Consider the following 16,688-nt stretch of genomic DNA (forward strand, 5'->3'; position numbering starts at 1 on the left):
GTTACCTGATTTTAAACTGTATATACTGTAATGATAACTAATTTTCCGCTCAGACTGAGTTTAGTGATAATTTCAATTTCTACACCATCGGTGGTTACTCCTCTAATGCGATATTTTGATTCTGCGGTAATTCTGTCTTTTTGACGTTCTATAATTTCACCATTCAGGATACTTTGTTCGATGTCATATATTGTTAAGTTATCATTGTTCATTTCTTCTTCTGCATGAAGTGTCATTACATATTGAAGTGATGTAATTTTTTCTCTTATTCTTTGTAATATTTCATCAAACATGACATGATTTATGTTGGTTTTCAGGATAGGTAATGTATAGTATCACAATCCTGTACATCCTAAAATCCTGGACATCCTGATTCTGACTTAATAATTTTCTGTAACCCTTAAATGTTACAGTTTACAAGTCTGGACGCGAGAGAAGAACCACCACCACCTTACCCAACCTGACCTACTACCAGGGAGGTGGCCTTCTGGTGCTTTCTTGTCAAAAGTAATATCTTTGTGGTACAACCAGTCGCCTCCTTTTCTCCATCCTACCTTGTCCCCGAACTTCTCCCATATTTCCCTATTATATTCTCTCGTTCCACCAAAACCTTGATAAATTCGTTTCTGCACAGAAAAACCAAACTTACCGCCACTGTATTTTACCCACAATTGGTCAATTGTGCGAAGGTCTTCACAGGGAAAATTATCAATACTTTTATCACCTAACCAACCTTCCTTTTCCCGCTTCGCAACTGCTAACATTACCCGTGCTGTTTCTTCGTCTGCTTCCTTCCATTTTTCTTGTGCGAGGTAGTCACGCAGTTTCCTGTAGTCCATATTAGATGTTTGTAGAGACGTTCCATGGAACGTCTCTACATTAATGGGTTGTTGAATATCAAAATTAATGGGTTGTTGAACTACCAAACCCAAATTTTCCCGAAACTTCAACACCGTCGGAGTCCGGTTTTCCGGTTCTATTTCCATCCCTGCTAAAATAGCATCATTCACCCTCTGACTAATGCGAGAATTATAATGTTTTGGCGCTGGTAAAGGTTCATCATCATATTTCCGGTTCGTTGCGGGTACTGGACTAAATTCACCCTTTTTGTTGAGTCTATCAGCCGTGAGCAGATAATATAAAGTAGCAGCTAAAGCATAAACATCGGTATGGGGTCCAAAACTCCCTTGGCGACGATATTCCAGATTTAGCTTTGGAAATTGATATTACTTCCCGTACCCATTTGAATATATATCAAGGTTTGAAAGTTCCTGAAGTATGGCGGTTTGAAAACGGAATTTTGCAAATTAATCTTTTACAAGATGGTGTTTATGTGGAATCGAAATCTAGTTTAAATTTTCCTGATTTACCTTTAATTGAAGTCATTCCTCAATATTTAGAAAAAAGTCGAACTACAGGAAGAAATGCAACATTAAAGGCTTTCAGAAGTTGGGTGAATAGTTGATGATATATCTAGGAATTTTATTTGTCTGAATCAGGATATCCAGGATTTGAGGATTTACAGGATGTGGATTTTCTTGAGAGATTCAAAATCCCCGACTTCTTGAAGAAGTCGGGGATATGAAAGGTTAAACTACAACTTCTGCTGATTTTGCTTCTGGTAACAACCGCCTTATACCTTGCTGTTCAAAATATGCACTAAACTTAATCCGGCTACTCTGGTTAAGTAAGTAGCTTGGATTAGCTGATTAATTGTTACTTCGGTTTGGGCGATCGCTCTTTACACAACCGTTCTATCTGCAACTAGGAAAAAGCTTTTACTTCACTTTAGTCCAAAACCCGTTACTCGGATTGAGGTTGGTGAACAAACGTCTGCTAATGCTGGCAACTAGCAAGCGGCTAAAAACATTTTTTCTGCTGTGCATAAACAATACATCAATTTTCCTTGATTAATGTTTACATCTGATGCTAGAGTCAATATTAACATATCAACTTTTTTTGAAATGACAATTAAAGTAGGAATTAATGGATTTGGGCGCATGGGTAGATTGTCCGTTCGTGCTGCTTGGGATTACCCAGAAATACAATTTGTCCACATTAACGAAACCAAAGGTGGAACAGAAGCCGCAGCACATTTACTCAAATTTGATTCTGTACATGGGCGTTGGACACCAGAAGTAGAAGCGGTCAAAAACCAAGTTGTTATTGATGGTAAATCCCTGAGTTTTACTGAATATTCCCAACCAGGTGAAGTTCCTTGGGAAGATTTTGGGGTTGATATAGTTTTGGAATGTTCTGGTAAGTTTAGAACCCCCGCTACCCTTGACCCCTATTTTAAAAGAGGTGTGCAGAAGGTAATTGTTGCTGCACCTGTTAAACAAGAGGCTTTAAATATTGTCATGGGGGTAAATGATCACCTCTATGAAGTTGATAAACATCATTTATTAACAGCAGCTTCTTGTACTACTAATTGTTTAGCCCCAGTCGTAAAAGTAATTCATGAAGGTTTAGGAATTAAACACGGAGTAATTACCACAATTCACGACAATACTAATACTCAAACTATTGTAGATGCACCTCATAAAGATTTGCGTCGGGCTAGGGCTACAAGTATGTCGTTAATTCCCACTAGCACAGGTTCAGCCACAGCTATTGGGTTAATTTATCCAGAATTGAATGGTAAATTAAATGGTTTAGCCGTGCGTGTACCTTTGTTAAATGCTTCTCTCACTGATTGTGTATTTGAAGTTGTGCGGCCGACCACAATAGCCGAAGTTAATGATCTATTGAAAACTGCATCTGCACAAGAACCATTAATAGGAATTTTGGGTTATGAAGAACGTCCTTTAGTTTCTATTGATTATAAAGATGATCCTCATTCTGCAATTATTGATGCCCTTTCGACAATGGTTATCAATGAAACTCAAGTGAAAATCTTGGCTTGGTATGACAATGAATGGGGTTATGTTAACCGCATGACTGAATTAGCGCGAAAGGTGGCTTTAAGTTTGCAGAAATAATGGTTTTCTAGGGGTGGGTTTTCGGTCCTCCCCCATTAAAGATTTTTGCACGCAGAGGCGCAGAGGCGCAGAGACGGAGAGAGAATTTTAGTTTGTATTTACGATTTTGAATTTTTAATCATGGCTTCTACTACTGCTTCTAATTCTAATTTCAAGAATTATATTCTGGTGACACTGGCATACTGGGGCTTCACTTTGACTGATGGGGCTTTGCGAATGTTGGTTTTGCTCTATTTTAATAAAATTGGTTATACACCTATCCAAATTGCCTTTCTGTTCCTGTTTTACGAGGTATTTGGAATTGTTACAAACTTTCTCGGCGGTTGGATTGGTTCTCAGTTTGGGTTAAAAGTAACTCTTTATACTGGGATTGGATTACAGGTGTTTTCTTTAATTATGCTGTCTTTTCTGAATCCAGGGTGGGCGCAGTGGCTTTCAGTCGTTTATGTGATGGTTGCACAGGCATTTTCGGGAATTGCTAAGGACTTAACGAAGATGAGTTCTAAAAGCGCCATTCGCTTGGTTGTGCCTCAAGATGCTCAATCTTCTTTGTTTAAGTGGGTGGCTGTACTCACAGGTTCTAAGAATGCTTTAAAGGGTGTTGGTTTCTTTCTTGGTAGCGCCCTTCTTAGTTCTGTGGGTTTTATTAATTCCCTGTGGATTATGGCTGGGGGACTGGCTTTAATTATGTTTTCTGGGTTAATGCTGCCCAAAGCCATGGGTAAAATCAAGAAAAAGGTTAAATTTAGCCAACTTTTCTCTAAAAGCGCAGAAATCAATATTCTCTCGGCGGCGCGATTCTTTTTATTTGGATCTAGAGATGTATGGTTTGTTGTGGCTTTACCAGTGTTTTTACGGGGTACATTAGGCTGGTCTTTTTATCAAGTGGGGGGATTTTTAGCTTGTTGGGTGATTGGTTATGGGATTATTCAATTTTTAGCACCAACACTCATGCAGCGATTTGGTTCTGGTCGTCCACCTCAATCTCAAACTATTCGATTCTGGACATTTACATTAACGGCTGTTCCCGGTGCGATCGCCCTGGCATTACAATTAGGTTTACCTGCTAATATCGTAATTATTGCTGGACTTCTCGTTTTTGGTGTCGTATTTGCTTTCAATTCCGCTGTCCATTCCTATCTGGTTTTAGCATTTACTGATGATGATAAAGTTGCCTTAAATGTGGGTTTTTACTATATGGCAAACTCCGGTGGTCGTCTTGTGGGGACAGTGTTATCTGGTTTGGTTTATCAAATATTTGGCTTAGTTGGTTGTCTGTGGACATCAATGTTCTTCGTATTCGCAGCAGGTTTAGTTTCTCTGAAGTTACCTAATCCTCAACCTAGTAAAGCTATAGCTTGGAAAGCTGGAGACGGAGACTAATATTTCTCAGTTTAAAGATATGCCATATAAACAGGTATATCATCCCGTAGTTGGATGACTCCAAAATCTATTTGAGTTTAAGTTTGATAGGGGGCAATTGGTGAAATTTTTTGCCGCTTGCCTAAATAATAATTTGTAATAAATACACATTTTATAATGACAACAACATCCCCGACTTCTTGGAGAAGTCGGGGATCTGAAACTAAATTTATAGAGGTCAATTAAGTGGAATATATAACTAAAAAACCAATTATCAAACGCCTTTCTTTTCTGGATCGCTTTTTGACATTGTGGATATTTCTAGCAATGGCAACTGGAGTGGGTTTAGGGTATTTTTTCCCCACAGTAGAAGTTTTTATCAATCATTTCCAAGTAGGAACAACTAACATCCCAATTGCTATTGGTTTAATTTTGATGATGTACCCGCCATTGGCAAAGGTAAAATATGAAGAATTACCAGACGTATTTCGGAATAAAAAAATTCTTGGACTATCGTTATCACTAACTTGGATAATTGCCCCAATAGTCATGTTTACGCTGGCTATGCTTTTCTTACGTGATAAACCTGAGTATATGACTGGGTTAATTATGGTGGGAATAGCCCCTTGTATTGCTATGGTAATTGTCTGGAGTGAATTAGCTAAGGGAGACACTGAATATACAGCCGGACTGGTTGCTTTTAATAGTATTTTTCAAGTTTTATTTTACAGCGTTTATGCTTGGTTCTTTTTGGCGATTTTACCGCCTTTATTTGGCGTACAAGGAACTATTGTAAATATCAGTATTAGGGAAATTGCTAACAGCGTTTTTATCTATTTAGGTATTCCTTTTCTGGCTGGATTTATGACTCGCTTTATTTTAATGAAAGCTAAAGGTAAGCAGTGGTATCATCAAGAATTTATTCCCAAAATTAGTCCCATTACTCTAATTGCTCTCTTATTTACTATCGTGGTCATGTTTAGTTTAAAGGGTAATTTGATTGTGCAGATTCCTCTGGATGTTGTCCGCATTGCCATTCCCCTAATTATCTACTTTCTATTCATGTTCCTGAGTGCTTTTTACCTAGCATGGAAAATTAAAGCCGACTATGCAAAAGCTGCTAGTGTGGCATTTACTGCTGCTGGTAATAATTTTGAATTAGCAATAGCCGTCGCTATTTCTGTATTTGGAATTAAATCTGGTGTGGCTTTTGCTGCTGTCATTGGACCATTGGTAGAAGTGCCAGTCTTAATTAGTTTAGTCAATGTATCTTTTTGGATTAAGAAACATTTTTTTAGGTTATCTCCACCAGTAGGATTATAATTAAATACGTTTAATCTATTGATTTATTTGAATTTAATGAAAGTTACTGATTTAATTACTTGGTTTGAAGAATGGGCCAATCCGGCTTGGTGCGAAAGCTGGGATAATTGCGGTTGGCAAGTAGAACCAGGTATTTTGTCTACAGAAGCACGGGTTTTGGTGTGTTTAACTCCGACTTTAGCCGTTATGCAGGAAGCGATCGCTCTCCATGCTAATCTTATATTTGCCCATCACCCCCTCATTTTTCATCCCCCCAAATCTTTCCGCACTGGGGACGCTTTAACAGAAATGGTGCGGTTAGCTTTTGCCCATAACATCGGAATTTACACCGCCCATACTAATTTTGACCAAGTAGCAGATGGAACTGCTGACGTTTTAGCCCAAATTCTTGAACTTAAACAGGTATCACCCATTGTCCCTACTCAATCAGGTTTAGGTTATGGGCGTGTAGGAAATATAAAACCTACTTTGACATTACAAGAATTAATTAACAATATTCAATCTCAATTAAACCCGCCCCATTTAATTTTTTCGCCAATGGCTGATTTACAACAGCAAATTTCCCGGGTAGCTGTTTTAGGTGGTTCAGGTGCAGGTTACATTTCAGCAGTAGTCAAAACTAATGCTCAGGTTTACCTAACCTCTGACTGCAAATTTCATCAATTCCAAGAAAGTCGTGATCGTAATCTTGTATTAATTGATGCTGGACATTATGCCACAGAACGCCCCGCGTGCGATCGCCTAGTCCAGAAATTTCAAGCCTTTAACTTAGATTGGGTCAAATTGAGCCAGCAAGATGAAGATTTCCGCCAGTTTTTACCCTAGTTAGATCACCGTAAACTATTCAGACCAAGTAATACTTACATCTTGCTTCCGTAACGCCCTGGGGATCTTATTCAAAAATTTATACAAGAAAAATTATTCACGGTTAAGAAATCAGAAACAATGTTATCATTTTCATATAATACAGATTATAACCCTGGCGAAAATCTTTTAGAGATCAGCCACTGGTTTGTCTGTACTTGGCTAGATAGTCTAGTTAAAAGGTAAAAAGCTATGTTATGTTCAGACGATTTTATTGCTAAAGCAGTCCTGCCAGGGATAAGTAACTTTCCCTGTGGAAACGCCAAATCAAAGAAAAATGTCTGTAGATGTTAACAGTTGCTATAGCTGTTCAACTAATGCGGTAAACTAAAGCTTAAGACCCAAAATTTCATCTAACACTAATGACTAAAAATAAGTGGTAAAATTGAGTCACTGAACTTACTGGGTTCTCACCGCGAAATTCACCTCTTAGAGGCTGATATTATGGGGATAAAACCCGAATTTGACAGGTTTAACTACGTTGTATAAAAAGGCAGAAGCACTACATGCTACACCGCAAAATTTATCAACTGTGTTGCGACGGGCGGGAGGTATGTGTTTTTTTGCGGGATCAGCAACGCTGGATAGAGCGGGCCCGCATCATTGATATCGAGGGCGATTTAGTGACTTTACGCTATGAGACAGACGAAGAAGATGAAGTTTGTTCTTGGGAGGAGATGGTTCGTCTTGAAAGCATCGGATCTGTTACTCAAAAATTAGCTTCAGTGCAACGCGGTAACATAGATCCGCTAACAACTGAAGAATGTCCAGAAGCAGAGCGTATTCCTAACCCTTATACTGACCTAAATCCAGATTAAAAGAGCCGTCAGCGTGTTGTTAACAAGAGGATTTAAACCCCACCTCAGCAACATTCCACCTGTAGAGGTGACGGAATTAAACCCAAAATTAACTCAATGCTGATTGCTAATAGCTGATTAAACGCTCCTAAACTAAATTCACGTCAAGCGTTCAAAAGCAGGACAGTATCCGTCAAGGGTAACTTTGAAATTATATAAGGGGGCAGCGGGATTCCAACACCGTTGCCCCCTTTGGTGTCGGCAGCTACCACAGCACGCAACATCACTCGAATTAGGGCGAAGATGATTGGGGTTTACAAGTTCTCGTGGGGATAACCCCCGCAATACCAACTCTTCACCCTGCCAACGCGCTTCTATTAAACCCGTATCAGCGAATTGTCTCCAGCGGGGGTCTGCTGTTACTGTACCAGGGAGAGTGATGGTAATAACAGTACCTAATTCCGTCAACTCTCCCTCATAATTAGTTTCTGGGGCAGCAGGTTGTAAAAATGTTTCCCCAATTGGTAATTCTACTAGAGTTCCAGCTGCTGGTGAGTGGACATGATAGCGGTTTTGTAGCTCTTCTAAGCAAGTTAAATCTGCTAGATAGCTGGGAGAACCATGCACAAAAATAACGTGCTGGGGTCGTAAATTATGAATTAGCTGGGTTGTTCCTGGTCCATCACTATGTTGCGCTAAAAGATAACTTTCAAATTGCGTTGGCGCTAAATATTCTGAGTTAACGGGAAGATCAATTTTTTCCGGTAAAAGAATCAACCAATTGCCTGTGTTAGGTTGGCAGTATTTACGTAGATCTGCGGAAGATTCCGTGAGGACAATACAAGGAGATGTCCCTAAAGTGGCTAGATTTTCCGGCTTTAATCTTCTGACACGAGGCTTTACCCGTTCATCCCAAAATAAAGGTTGGTGTCGGGCAAAATTTTGGACGGCGGCGGGGAGATGGGGTAAAAGTTCTAAGTAGGCATCGCAACCAGCAGCTACAGCACCATCAACCCAAATATCTAAATCTCGACCTGTAAAGTGGTGATGGGAACGTAAAAGCATGAGTAATTCTTGACCTAACCCTAATGCTGGGGTTAGTAAAATTACTGAATTGTTTTTCTCTGTGCCACTAGAACTAATGGCGCGATGAATCCTTTCTGCTAGTTGATTTTCTTGGTGACGACGATGGGTATGACGAGATGTACCATAACTACCTTCAATTAATAGCACGTCTAAATTTAAACCCCGGAGTTCATCTAGTCGCAACCCTTCGACTAAACGGGAATTGGATAGGAAAAAATCACCGGTGTAAAGTAATTTATAATCACGGTTGGGGGTGTGGTAAGTGAGGAGAATCGCCACAGCACCGGGTAAATGACCTGCGGGAAATAATTCTACTATTAAATTTTCTCTGATTTCCACAGGCGATCGCAATGGTAAAGCCTGACAAAATGATACAATTCCTGGTAGTTCTTCATCTAGCCAATTTAGCGGTAATAACTTCGTCGTCACCTCACTAGCATATATAGGTAATTGGGGAAAAGCTTGATGTAGTGTTAATAAACCTCTAGCATGATCTGAATGAGCATGACTAATTAGAACTAAATCCGCTGGCATTCCATGATGTGCCGATTGAGTCAGTTCCTGTGCTACAGGGGAAATATTTGTCAAGCCGAAATCTAACATAATCCGGTGTGGTCCCATCCTGACCAGTAGACACACACCTTCGTCTTGATGCTGAACACTATAGGGAAAGCATTCCAACTCACTAGCTGTTGTTCCAGCATCAATTGATATATTATTCATCATTTGCTCCTCCCTTCAATCAAACTATTGGCTGAGAAAGTTGACTTTTAGGCAATATTCCTCTGCAAAGTTCAAAAAAGTTGGAAACCTAAGTTGTCACCCCTGTTAATGTGCAGAACCGTTACCATGATAGTTATCGGAATCATAGAAGCCATTTTTCGTACCAAAGAATAAGCACGAAACTGTAAATATAACAGTTAAACCCACTAAAATTAGTTTGATATCCATTGATTTTTTGATCCCCTTAACTTCAGACTTTCTGATCTTAATATCCTGTTTTTGCATTTGGACAGAATCAACAGAAAATCTTTACTATGCTTGGGATCTATGTAAATATAGCATTAGCGGTTCATCAGATAAAACCCCTGAATCCTCAAACAATGTATTTCTGTAAACACATAAAATATCAAATTTTAGAATGAAACAGCCCTGGGGTGCAGTACAAATAAACAAGTCGCTGTGCGCCATTGCTTGCAGTGTGGGGATTGGGATGACCTCTTGGGGGTGTAATGTTAATGACCCCCAGATTCAAGATCAAAGATGGAATATATATAGAAATAAGCGTTATGGTTTTGAGTTTCCTTATCCGCATACTTGGCAGGTGTTAGGAAACCCAGACAATAGTGATGGTGTTGTTTTAGTGCCACCAAACCAAAAAAACGTAGAAATTCGTGCCTATGCAAGTAAAACTGTATTAAAATCCTTAACTAAAAGTTCTCAGCCAGTCCCTAATTTTCAGACTCATCAGGGTTTTTCTGGGGTATTGGCTGTAGAGGCTGGGGAAAAGGTGACTGTAATCAAATTGACTATTAGCCAAGAGAACTTAGAGTATCACTGGCAAGGACAAAGCGGAGTCCAAAACTTTCAAAATTACTATCGCTTGTTTTACCACATGGCTCAGGAGTATAAAATTAGTCAGTAGTCCCTTTCAGCCAGGGAATAAATTCCCTGTCTAAAAGCTAAAGTCGGTTTTAACCGACTGTTGGAGCAATACCTTGTCCATTTTTTGTAGGTCAGGTTAAGCGACAGCACCTGAGTTCGACATAAGATAATTTGTGGAAACCTCGCCATGAGTCTCAAACCCTTATGATCTCCTTGAAAAAATCATAACTCCGTTAGCGTAGCGTCTCCGAAGGAGAAACTCCTAACACCGAACTCAGATGACAGCGCAACCCGACGCTCATGTTGGGTTATGGCTATGGCTCCTACGTCGCCACACTATGGCTAACGCCACGCTCCGCGAACGTGAACGTACCTCAACCCAACCTACAAATCAAGACTTTTTTCGATTTGGACAAGGTATTGTTGGAGCATAATAAATAGGATAATTTTTGAAAATTGAGTTAACCAGAGTGCGTTTTAATGCACTTTAGCTTTGAGACCGGAACTTAAGTTCCGGGCAGGTTTGTTAAGCCTGACTCCTGACTCCTGCTGTAATTATTTACTGCCTGAGCGAGAATTTAATGATAAACAGGGGACACAAACCTGATAGATTTAGCTATCAGCGAGTAAAAACTGGTAAAGATGAAAGTCCTGGTTATTGGTGGTGATGGGTATTGCGGTTGGGCAACCGCGCTTTACCTTTCTAATCGAGGTTATGAAGTTGGAATTTTAGATAGTTTGGTGCGGCGACATTGGGATAATGAACTGGGCGTAGAAACCCTTACCCCAATCGCACCAATTCAGAAACGTCTCCAGCGATGGCAGGATTTGACTACTAAGTCTATTGATCTGTTTATCGGCGATATTACTAATTACGAGTTTCTGCACAAAGCTTTACACGAATTTCAACCAACTGCGATCGTGCATTTTGGTGAACAGCGTTCAGCACCATTTTCCATGATTGACCGTGAACACGCTGTTCTCACTCAGGTCAATAATGTGGTGGGTACGTTGAACTTGCTGTACATTATGCGGGAAGATTTCCCCGATTGCCATTTGGTGAAATTGGGAACAATGGGTGAGTATGGAACGCCCAACATTGATATTGAAGAAGGATACATTACGATTGAACATAACGGACGTAAGGATACTTTGCCCTATCCGAAACAGCCCGGTTCTATGTATCACTTGAGTAAAGTCCACGATAGCCATAATATCCACTTTGCTTGCCGGATCTGGGGTTTAAGGGCTACAGACTTAAACCAGGGGATTGTTTACGGTGTCTTAACCGAAGAAACGGGGATGGACGAACTGTTAATTAATCGGTTGGATTATGATGGTGTATTTGGTACAGCACTGAACCGCTTCTGTATTCAAGCTACCGTGGGCCATCCTCTCACCGTCTACGGTAAAGGTGGACAAACTCGTGGCTTCTTGGATATTCGGGATACGGTGCGATGTATTGAGTTAGCGATCGCTAATCCTGCCGAACCAGGAGAATTCCGTGTGTTTAATCAATTTACTGAACTATTCAGTGTCGGTGACTTGGCATTGATGGTGAAAAAAGCCGGCAACGCTATGGGATTAAATGTGGATATTAACCACATAGACAACCCCAGAGTGGAGAAGGAAGAACACTATTTCAATGCCAAAAACACCAAACTCCTGGATTTAGGCTTACAACCCCATCTGCTGTCGGATTCTCTACTTGATTCACTATTAAACTTTTCCGTCAAGTATCAGAACCGAGTTGATCACCAACAAATTCTTCCCAAGGTCTCTTGGCATAGAAAATAGGTGACAGTAAAGGAGGCAAGAGGCAAGAGGCAAGAGGCAAAAGGCAAAAGGCGGATTCATTCTCCCCTGATTCCTGACTCCGAACTCCTGACTCTTAACTCCGAACTCCGAACTCCTGACTCCGAACTCCGAACTCCTTCTTTTTATGAGAATTGCCCTATTTACAGAAACCTTTTTACCTAAAGTTGATGGCATTGTTACCCGTCTTCGCCATACTGTTGACCACTTACAACGTCTTGGCAATCAAGTTTTGGTATTTGCCCCTGAAGGTGGTATCACTGAACACAAAGGCGCGAAAGTTTACGGAGTTAGTGGTTTTCCCTTACCTCTCTATCCAGAGTTGAAAATGGCACTACCTCGCCCTGCCATTGGTCATGCTTTAGAAGAGTTTCAACCAGATATTATTCATGTTGTTAATCCCGCAGTTCTCGGACTATCAGGGATTTTTTATAGTAAAGTTCTCAAAATTCCTTTGGTGGCTTCTTACCATACCCACTTGCCCCAATATCTGCAACATTACGGTTTGGGGATGTTAGAAGGGTTACTGTGGGAGTTGTTAAAATTGGGTCATAATCAGGCTGAGTTAAATTTGTGTACCTCTACGGCAATGGTAAAGGAACTTTCCGCCCATGGGATTGAAAGGTGTGATTTATGGCAACGGGGAGTAGATACAGAATTATTTCATCCTGATTTAGTCAGTGCAGAAATGCGATCGCATCTTTCCCAAAATCATCCAGATAGCCCTTTGTTACTCTACGTTGGTCGTCTTTCTGCTGAAAAGGAAATCGAGGGCATTAAACCAATTTTAGCAGCCATTCCCAATGCCAGATTAGCATTAGTCGGCGATGGTCCTCACCGTCAAGCTTTGGAAAAACACTTTGCTGGGACAAATACTTATTTTGTCGGTTATCTTATGGGTAAAGAATTAGGCTCTGCCTTTGCCAGTGCTGATGCTTTTATTTTTCCTTCCCGCACAGAAACACTCGGATTAGTTCTACTAGAGGCTATGGCTGCCGGATGTCCAGTGGTAGCAGCCCGTTCTGGAGGCATCCCTGATATTGTCACAGATGGTGTCAATGGATATCTTTTTGATCCACAAGCTGATATTCAAGAGGCAATTAATGCTACTATACGTTTGTTACAACAAGGGCAGGAAATAGCTATTATCCGTAAAAATGCCCGTGCAGAAGCAGAAAAATGGGGATGGACATCGGCTACACAACAACTGGAAGACTATTATCAAAAAATAATCGTAAACAGTAGTAGGAGTCAGGAGTGAGTGACATACTCCCTTTCAGGTGAGTGTGGGCTTCTTAGGCACCTGTCACCGTTCGGAGTTCACCTGAGTTCGACATAAGATAATTTTTGGAAAACTGCCCCAAATATGAGTCTCAAACCCTGATGATCTCGTTGAAAAAATCATAACTCTGTTCGCGTAGCGTCTCCGAAGGAGAAACTCCTAACACCGAACTCAGGTGAGTTCGGAGTATGGCCAACGCGACGCTGCGCTATCAGGAGTTCAGGAGAAAGAAAGAAGAAAGAAGAAAATTCCTTCCCTGTCACCTGTCCCCGTGGCGTAGCACCTGTTACCTCCCCTCACAGACAACTTATTCAGCAAACCCTATATATTCAGAGATTTTACCCAGGCGATCGCTTGCTTCAAATTAGCTCAAGTTATCGAACCAACGGATCAATCTGTGCGAATTCAGAACGCGCCTATAAATACCAGCAGACACCGCCGCCAAAGTCCTGGAATGGTGTTTGGACAATGATCACAAAATAGTCAGTTGTCAGTTGTTTGTTCCTATAAACCAATGACCAGTGACCAATGACCAATTACCTAAGCTTCTTCAGAGCCGTTACTTTGAAAAGGTTGTTCACCGATTTTCAGTTCTTTTTTTGATTGTTTTAACTGTTTCCAAAGTAACTTAATCTGGTCATAAGCCTCATCTGGTGAGATCTTGCCGCCAGTTTCTAAATTGCAAATATAACTAACCTTTTGGGCAAATTCCTGCAAATTCGCGTTAAATACTAAGTTTTCTGGTTTGACATGACCATAATAGCGACCACGGGGATAGAGAAAATCTTCTTTGCTCATCATTTTTTTTCTCCATTTACTCAACTGCTCTATAAAACTTATATAATACTGACAGCGCAGCGTGCCTTAAGCCATACATTGCTGTTTGTTTCCCCTGTTGGTGATCAAGATAGATGAATAGTTCTGTTTTCATAGCTCCTCTACCTGTTCAGGATAGGATAGATCAAACTATGACATACTACTGATAGTTTAGAGTGGCGTAAGTCATGGGTGTAGCTTTAGGGCAGTTATTCACGTTTACTTATTCTCTAATTTATTAACAACAGATTCTATTAAATTCAATATGTCCTTAATATATCTCTTAAGATAGATTAATACATTCCTTTTTGCAATACTTGGAAAAACTTTCCTTGCAAACCATGATTATACATTTAAATTGGGATAATTGAATATACAAGTTTTACTTAAAATAAGTAGGGCTTGCTGAATAAACTCCTCTAACAGTAACGGCTCGTTGTAATTGAGCTAACGCACGGTTATAGTCTAAGATAGCTTGTACTCGCTTTCCTTCTGCTTTGATTAAATCATTTTGTGCATTAATAACATCGGTTTGAGTCCCAACACCTGCTTGAAAACGTAAACGTCCTAGACGAAGAGCTTCCTTGGCTTGTTCTAGAGCAACATTGGTAGTTTGAACATTCTCCAAGTTAGACTGCAACTGCAAATAAGCTTGTTCAACCTCAAACCGAATATTATGCAGTTGTTTAGCAAATTGAGAACCTCTATTAAGGCAGCACGGCTGCGTTCTACCTCCTATGATGCTAATTTTAACTCAGAGTTATTTTGTCGTGCTAGTTCCAAGGCTTGCTGTATAGTAATTGGCTGAGTTTTTTGAATCGTTACTTCTATCGGGAAGGAATGTAACTGTAAGGGATTGGGACTAGGATTGAGGTCATCAGATACTTGTGCAACGCTAGATCCAATACTCCTCAACAGGATGATAAAATTAATACTCACAACTATCATGTAGCGATGAGGTAATGTGTTGAACATTTATACTAATTGCCATAAAAAATACATGAGTAAATTATATTATGAAATGGCATAATGGCTAATTTGTGGCTGATTGCCTTTTTTTAGGCTATTTTGGGCTGATATCGTGAACCACAAAATTCCCGACCTCTCAAAGAAATCGGGAATATAAAAGTATCAATTATAACTTACAACTTAAACAGATGTACGAGTTGCTTCTAGTAACCTGGAAAAGTAAAACTTTGTTCGCGTCATAGCTTGTCTTTGGACTGAAAAGCCATTTTTTTCCAGAATTTTGATCACATCAGCTTTAGGATGTAAATAAGCGCGAGTGGTTTTACTTGGACCAGGGAAGAAAGTACCGATTTTTTTGAGGATAGTCAGGAAGCAAGTTTTAGGCGCAAAACTGAGAATAACTCGTGACTGCGCTAAAGAACATAGATGAGAAATCATCTCGTCAACTTTTTCTTGAGGGTAATGAATCAGAACATCCAAACAGATAACAGTGTGATAATTACCACCCAAAGATTCCAAATCCTGTACCGTAAAAGAGGGGTTTACAGTATTTGACAAAGCCATTACAGCCCTATCCTGAGCTTCTGATACCATTTTGGCGGAAATGTCGCTGGCATAGACCTTAGCACCACTCATAGCTAGAGGAATACTCAGACTACCAACACCACACCCAGCATCACAAATTGATAATGATGGTAAATTGTTGTCAGCTTCTAACCAGCCGATGACATTATCTACAGTTTGTTGATGTCCAGTGCGAATATCTAGCTGAACCTTGTTGACTTCACCATCACCATAGATGCGCCGCCACCGATCAAAACCCGTGGAGTTGAAGTATTCGCGGACTATTGTTTTATCCTCGGCTGCTTTCATAAACTCAATTGTTAATTGTTCACAATTCTTAAAATTATCATTTGTCATCCCAATTATATGTAAGGCTGCACAGAATCGTGAAATCCAATGAATTCATCCGTCATTATCTGTGTTTATCTGCGGTCAATTATTTTTGAAGTCTTAATTCTATGCAGCTTCATCTGAATTTGGTATCAGCAGATTCTCAGCGACAAAAATTCCAGTCAGTTTAAATTCTTAAAAACTTACTAGCTAATTTAATCGCGTCCGCAATGTCTACATCACCATCACCGTCAGCATCTAGAAATTTATTGAGTAATGGACTACCACCAGATTGCAAGAAACTGAAAACTAAAGGAATTAACGTGGGTAATAACTGTTGAATTTTGTTCACATCTAGGTTAGTACCTTGGGTGGCCTCTTCCGCCAATTGTGCTTGGCTATCTGGAGAAAATAAGCTGCTTACAGCTTCAAAATTGGCTGAAGTGCCGGCAAATTGATTGACTAGTTCTTGTACGGCTTCACTACCCTCAGTAGCTTGTTTTGCCTGTAAAGATGATTGTATTTGTTTACCAACAACTGATAAAACTGATTCCATGGTGGAAGAGTCTGCACCAACACCATTACCTAATTGTTTAACTGTGGTGGCAATATTTACTAAATTATCCAAACCACCGGGTTGAGTGGAATTGCTAACTGCACCAAGAATTTGATCAAATAGCCCCATTAATTTTTTCCTGTTGTTTTTAATATCTCTAATTATCAATGATACAGCAAAATCAAGTCATCAACAGTTAGAAATCAGGGATAAAGTCAAAATTATTATATTGATCAATGAGCAATTGGTATCACTATTTGTCAAAGTTTTGTTTGTAAGTTACCGAGTAAGAGACCTTCTTTATGAAGTAATATTGCTTTTTCTGAGGCTGTTTGACA

The 16,688-nt window shown here is 39.9% G+C and carries 17 protein-coding genes and 2 pseudogenes; 10 read left to right on the plus strand and 9 right to left on the minus strand.

The features are described 5' to 3' along the window. Positions 1–11: 11 nt before the first annotated feature. Both IQ226_RS00090 and IQ226_RS25795 read right to left on the minus strand, forming a co-directional pair. Positions 12–236 carry a DUF4258 domain-containing protein gene (locus IQ226_RS00090; RefSeq protein WP_228039159.1) on the minus strand — a complete coding sequence of 75 codons (225 nt, stop codon included), beginning with the start codon at positions 234–236 and terminating at the stop codon, positions 12–14. A 171-nt stretch (positions 237–407) separates the two neighbouring features. Further along, a pseudogene (locus IQ226_RS25795) lies at positions 408–1,202 on the minus strand (GUN4 domain-containing protein); the annotation flags it as partial. 11 nt (positions 1,203–1,213) lie between these two features. Here IQ226_RS25795 and IQ226_RS00100 point away from each other — a divergent pair. The 6 genes from IQ226_RS00100 (at position 1,214) to IQ226_RS00125 (ending at position 7,348) form a co-directional block, all read left to right on the plus strand. After that, positions 1,214–1,465, plus strand: a complete 252-nt coding sequence (locus IQ226_RS00100) for a hypothetical protein (RefSeq protein WP_228039160.1) — start codon at positions 1,214–1,216, stop codon at positions 1,463–1,465. A gap of 499 nt (positions 1,466–1,964) precedes the next feature. Further along, positions 1,965–2,981, plus strand: a complete 1,017-nt coding sequence (locus IQ226_RS00105) for an ArsJ-associated glyceraldehyde-3-phosphate dehydrogenase (RefSeq protein WP_193890914.1) — start codon at positions 1,965–1,967, stop codon at positions 2,979–2,981. Between the two features lie 120 nt (positions 2,982–3,101). Then, positions 3,102–4,364 carry an organoarsenical effux MFS transporter ArsJ gene (gene arsJ, locus IQ226_RS00110; RefSeq protein ID WP_193890598.1) on the plus strand — a complete coding sequence of 421 codons (1,263 nt, stop codon included), beginning with the start codon at positions 3,102–3,104 and terminating at the stop codon, positions 4,362–4,364. 225 nt (positions 4,365–4,589) lie between these two features. Beyond that, on the plus strand, positions 4,590–5,666 hold the full coding sequence (gene arsB / locus IQ226_RS00115; protein ID WP_370567052.1) for an ACR3 family arsenite efflux transporter: 1,077 nt from the start codon (positions 4,590–4,592) through the stop codon (positions 5,664–5,666). A 36-nt stretch (positions 5,667–5,702) separates the two neighbouring features. Next, positions 5,703–6,491, plus strand: a complete 789-nt coding sequence (locus tag IQ226_RS00120; protein ID WP_193890601.1) for a Nif3-like dinuclear metal center hexameric protein — start codon at positions 5,703–5,705, stop codon at positions 6,489–6,491. Between the two features lie 545 nt (positions 6,492–7,036). Beyond that, positions 7,037–7,348: a DUF6679 family protein gene (locus IQ226_RS00125; RefSeq protein WP_027403878.1), complete on the plus strand. Its 312-nt coding sequence runs from the start codon at positions 7,037–7,039 to the stop codon at positions 7,346–7,348. A gap of 138 nt (positions 7,349–7,486) precedes the next feature. Here IQ226_RS00125 and IQ226_RS00130 read toward each other — a convergent pair whose 3' ends face one another. Both IQ226_RS00130 and IQ226_RS25530 read right to left on the minus strand, forming a co-directional pair. Next, positions 7,487–9,139 (minus strand): MBL fold metallo-hydrolase, encoded by a 1,653-nt coding sequence (locus IQ226_RS00130; RefSeq protein ID WP_193890604.1) that lies wholly within the window; start codon positions 9,137–9,139, stop codon positions 7,487–7,489. A 102-nt stretch (positions 9,140–9,241) separates the two neighbouring features. After that, complete coding sequence (locus tag IQ226_RS25530) at positions 9,242–9,364, minus strand: membrane protein (protein WP_035083073.1); 123 nt, start codon at positions 9,362–9,364, stop codon at positions 9,242–9,244. Between the two features lie 190 nt (positions 9,365–9,554). Between IQ226_RS25530 and IQ226_RS00135 the strand changes: the two genes are divergently transcribed. The 4 genes from IQ226_RS00135 to IQ226_RS00150 all read left to right on the plus strand — a co-directional run bounded on the left by IQ226_RS00135 (position 9,555) and on the right by IQ226_RS00150 (position 13,094). Further along, positions 9,555–10,058: a hypothetical protein gene (locus IQ226_RS00135; protein WP_193890607.1), complete on the plus strand. Its 504-nt coding sequence runs from the start codon at positions 9,555–9,557 to the stop codon at positions 10,056–10,058. A gap of 238 nt (positions 10,059–10,296) precedes the next feature. Further along, a complete protein-coding gene (locus tag IQ226_RS00140) occupies positions 10,297–10,452 on the plus strand; it encodes a hypothetical protein (protein WP_193890610.1) in 156 nt (51 codons plus the stop codon). 208 nt (positions 10,453–10,660) lie between these two features. After that, on the plus strand, positions 10,661–11,815 hold the full coding sequence (locus IQ226_RS00145; RefSeq protein WP_193890613.1) for an NAD-dependent epimerase/dehydratase family protein: 1,155 nt from the start codon (positions 10,661–10,663) through the stop codon (positions 11,813–11,815). Positions 11,816–11,960: 145 nt separating this feature from the next. Then, a complete protein-coding gene (locus tag IQ226_RS00150) occupies positions 11,961–13,094 on the plus strand; it encodes a glycosyltransferase family 1 protein (protein ID WP_193890616.1) in 1,134 nt (377 codons plus the stop codon). A 561-nt stretch (positions 13,095–13,655) separates the two neighbouring features. Here the strand turns inward: IQ226_RS00150 and IQ226_RS00155 are convergent. The 5 genes and pseudogenes from IQ226_RS00155 to IQ226_RS00175 all read right to left on the minus strand — a co-directional run bounded on the left by IQ226_RS00155 (position 13,656) and on the right by IQ226_RS00175 (position 16,479). After that, positions 13,656–13,913 carry a hypothetical protein gene (locus IQ226_RS00155; RefSeq protein WP_168646125.1) on the minus strand — a complete coding sequence of 86 codons (258 nt, stop codon included), beginning with the start codon at positions 13,911–13,913 and terminating at the stop codon, positions 13,656–13,658. Positions 13,914–14,313: 400 nt separating this feature from the next. Next, positions 14,314–14,631, minus strand: a pseudogene (locus tag IQ226_RS00160) (TolC family protein); the annotation flags it as partial. Positions 14,632–14,666: 35 nt separating this feature from the next. Continuing rightward, on the minus strand, positions 14,667–14,906 hold the full coding sequence (locus IQ226_RS00165; RefSeq protein ID WP_193890619.1) for a hypothetical protein: 240 nt from the start codon (positions 14,904–14,906) through the stop codon (positions 14,667–14,669). Positions 14,907–15,080: 174 nt separating this feature from the next. After that, a complete protein-coding gene (bchM, locus tag IQ226_RS00170) occupies positions 15,081–15,773 on the minus strand; it encodes a magnesium protoporphyrin IX methyltransferase (protein WP_193890622.1) in 693 nt (230 codons plus the stop codon). Positions 15,774–15,981: 208 nt separating this feature from the next. Next, positions 15,982–16,479, minus strand: coding sequence for a DUF937 domain-containing protein (locus IQ226_RS00175; protein ID WP_193890625.1), 498 nt, complete (start codon positions 16,477–16,479; stop codon positions 15,982–15,984). Positions 16,480–16,688 lie beyond the last annotated feature (209 nt).

The sequence above is a fragment of the Dolichospermum sp. LEGE 00240 genome (assembly GCF_015207875.1).
Taxonomy (GTDB): Bacteria; Cyanobacteriota; Cyanobacteriia; order Cyanobacteriales; family Nostocaceae; genus Dolichospermum; species Dolichospermum gracile.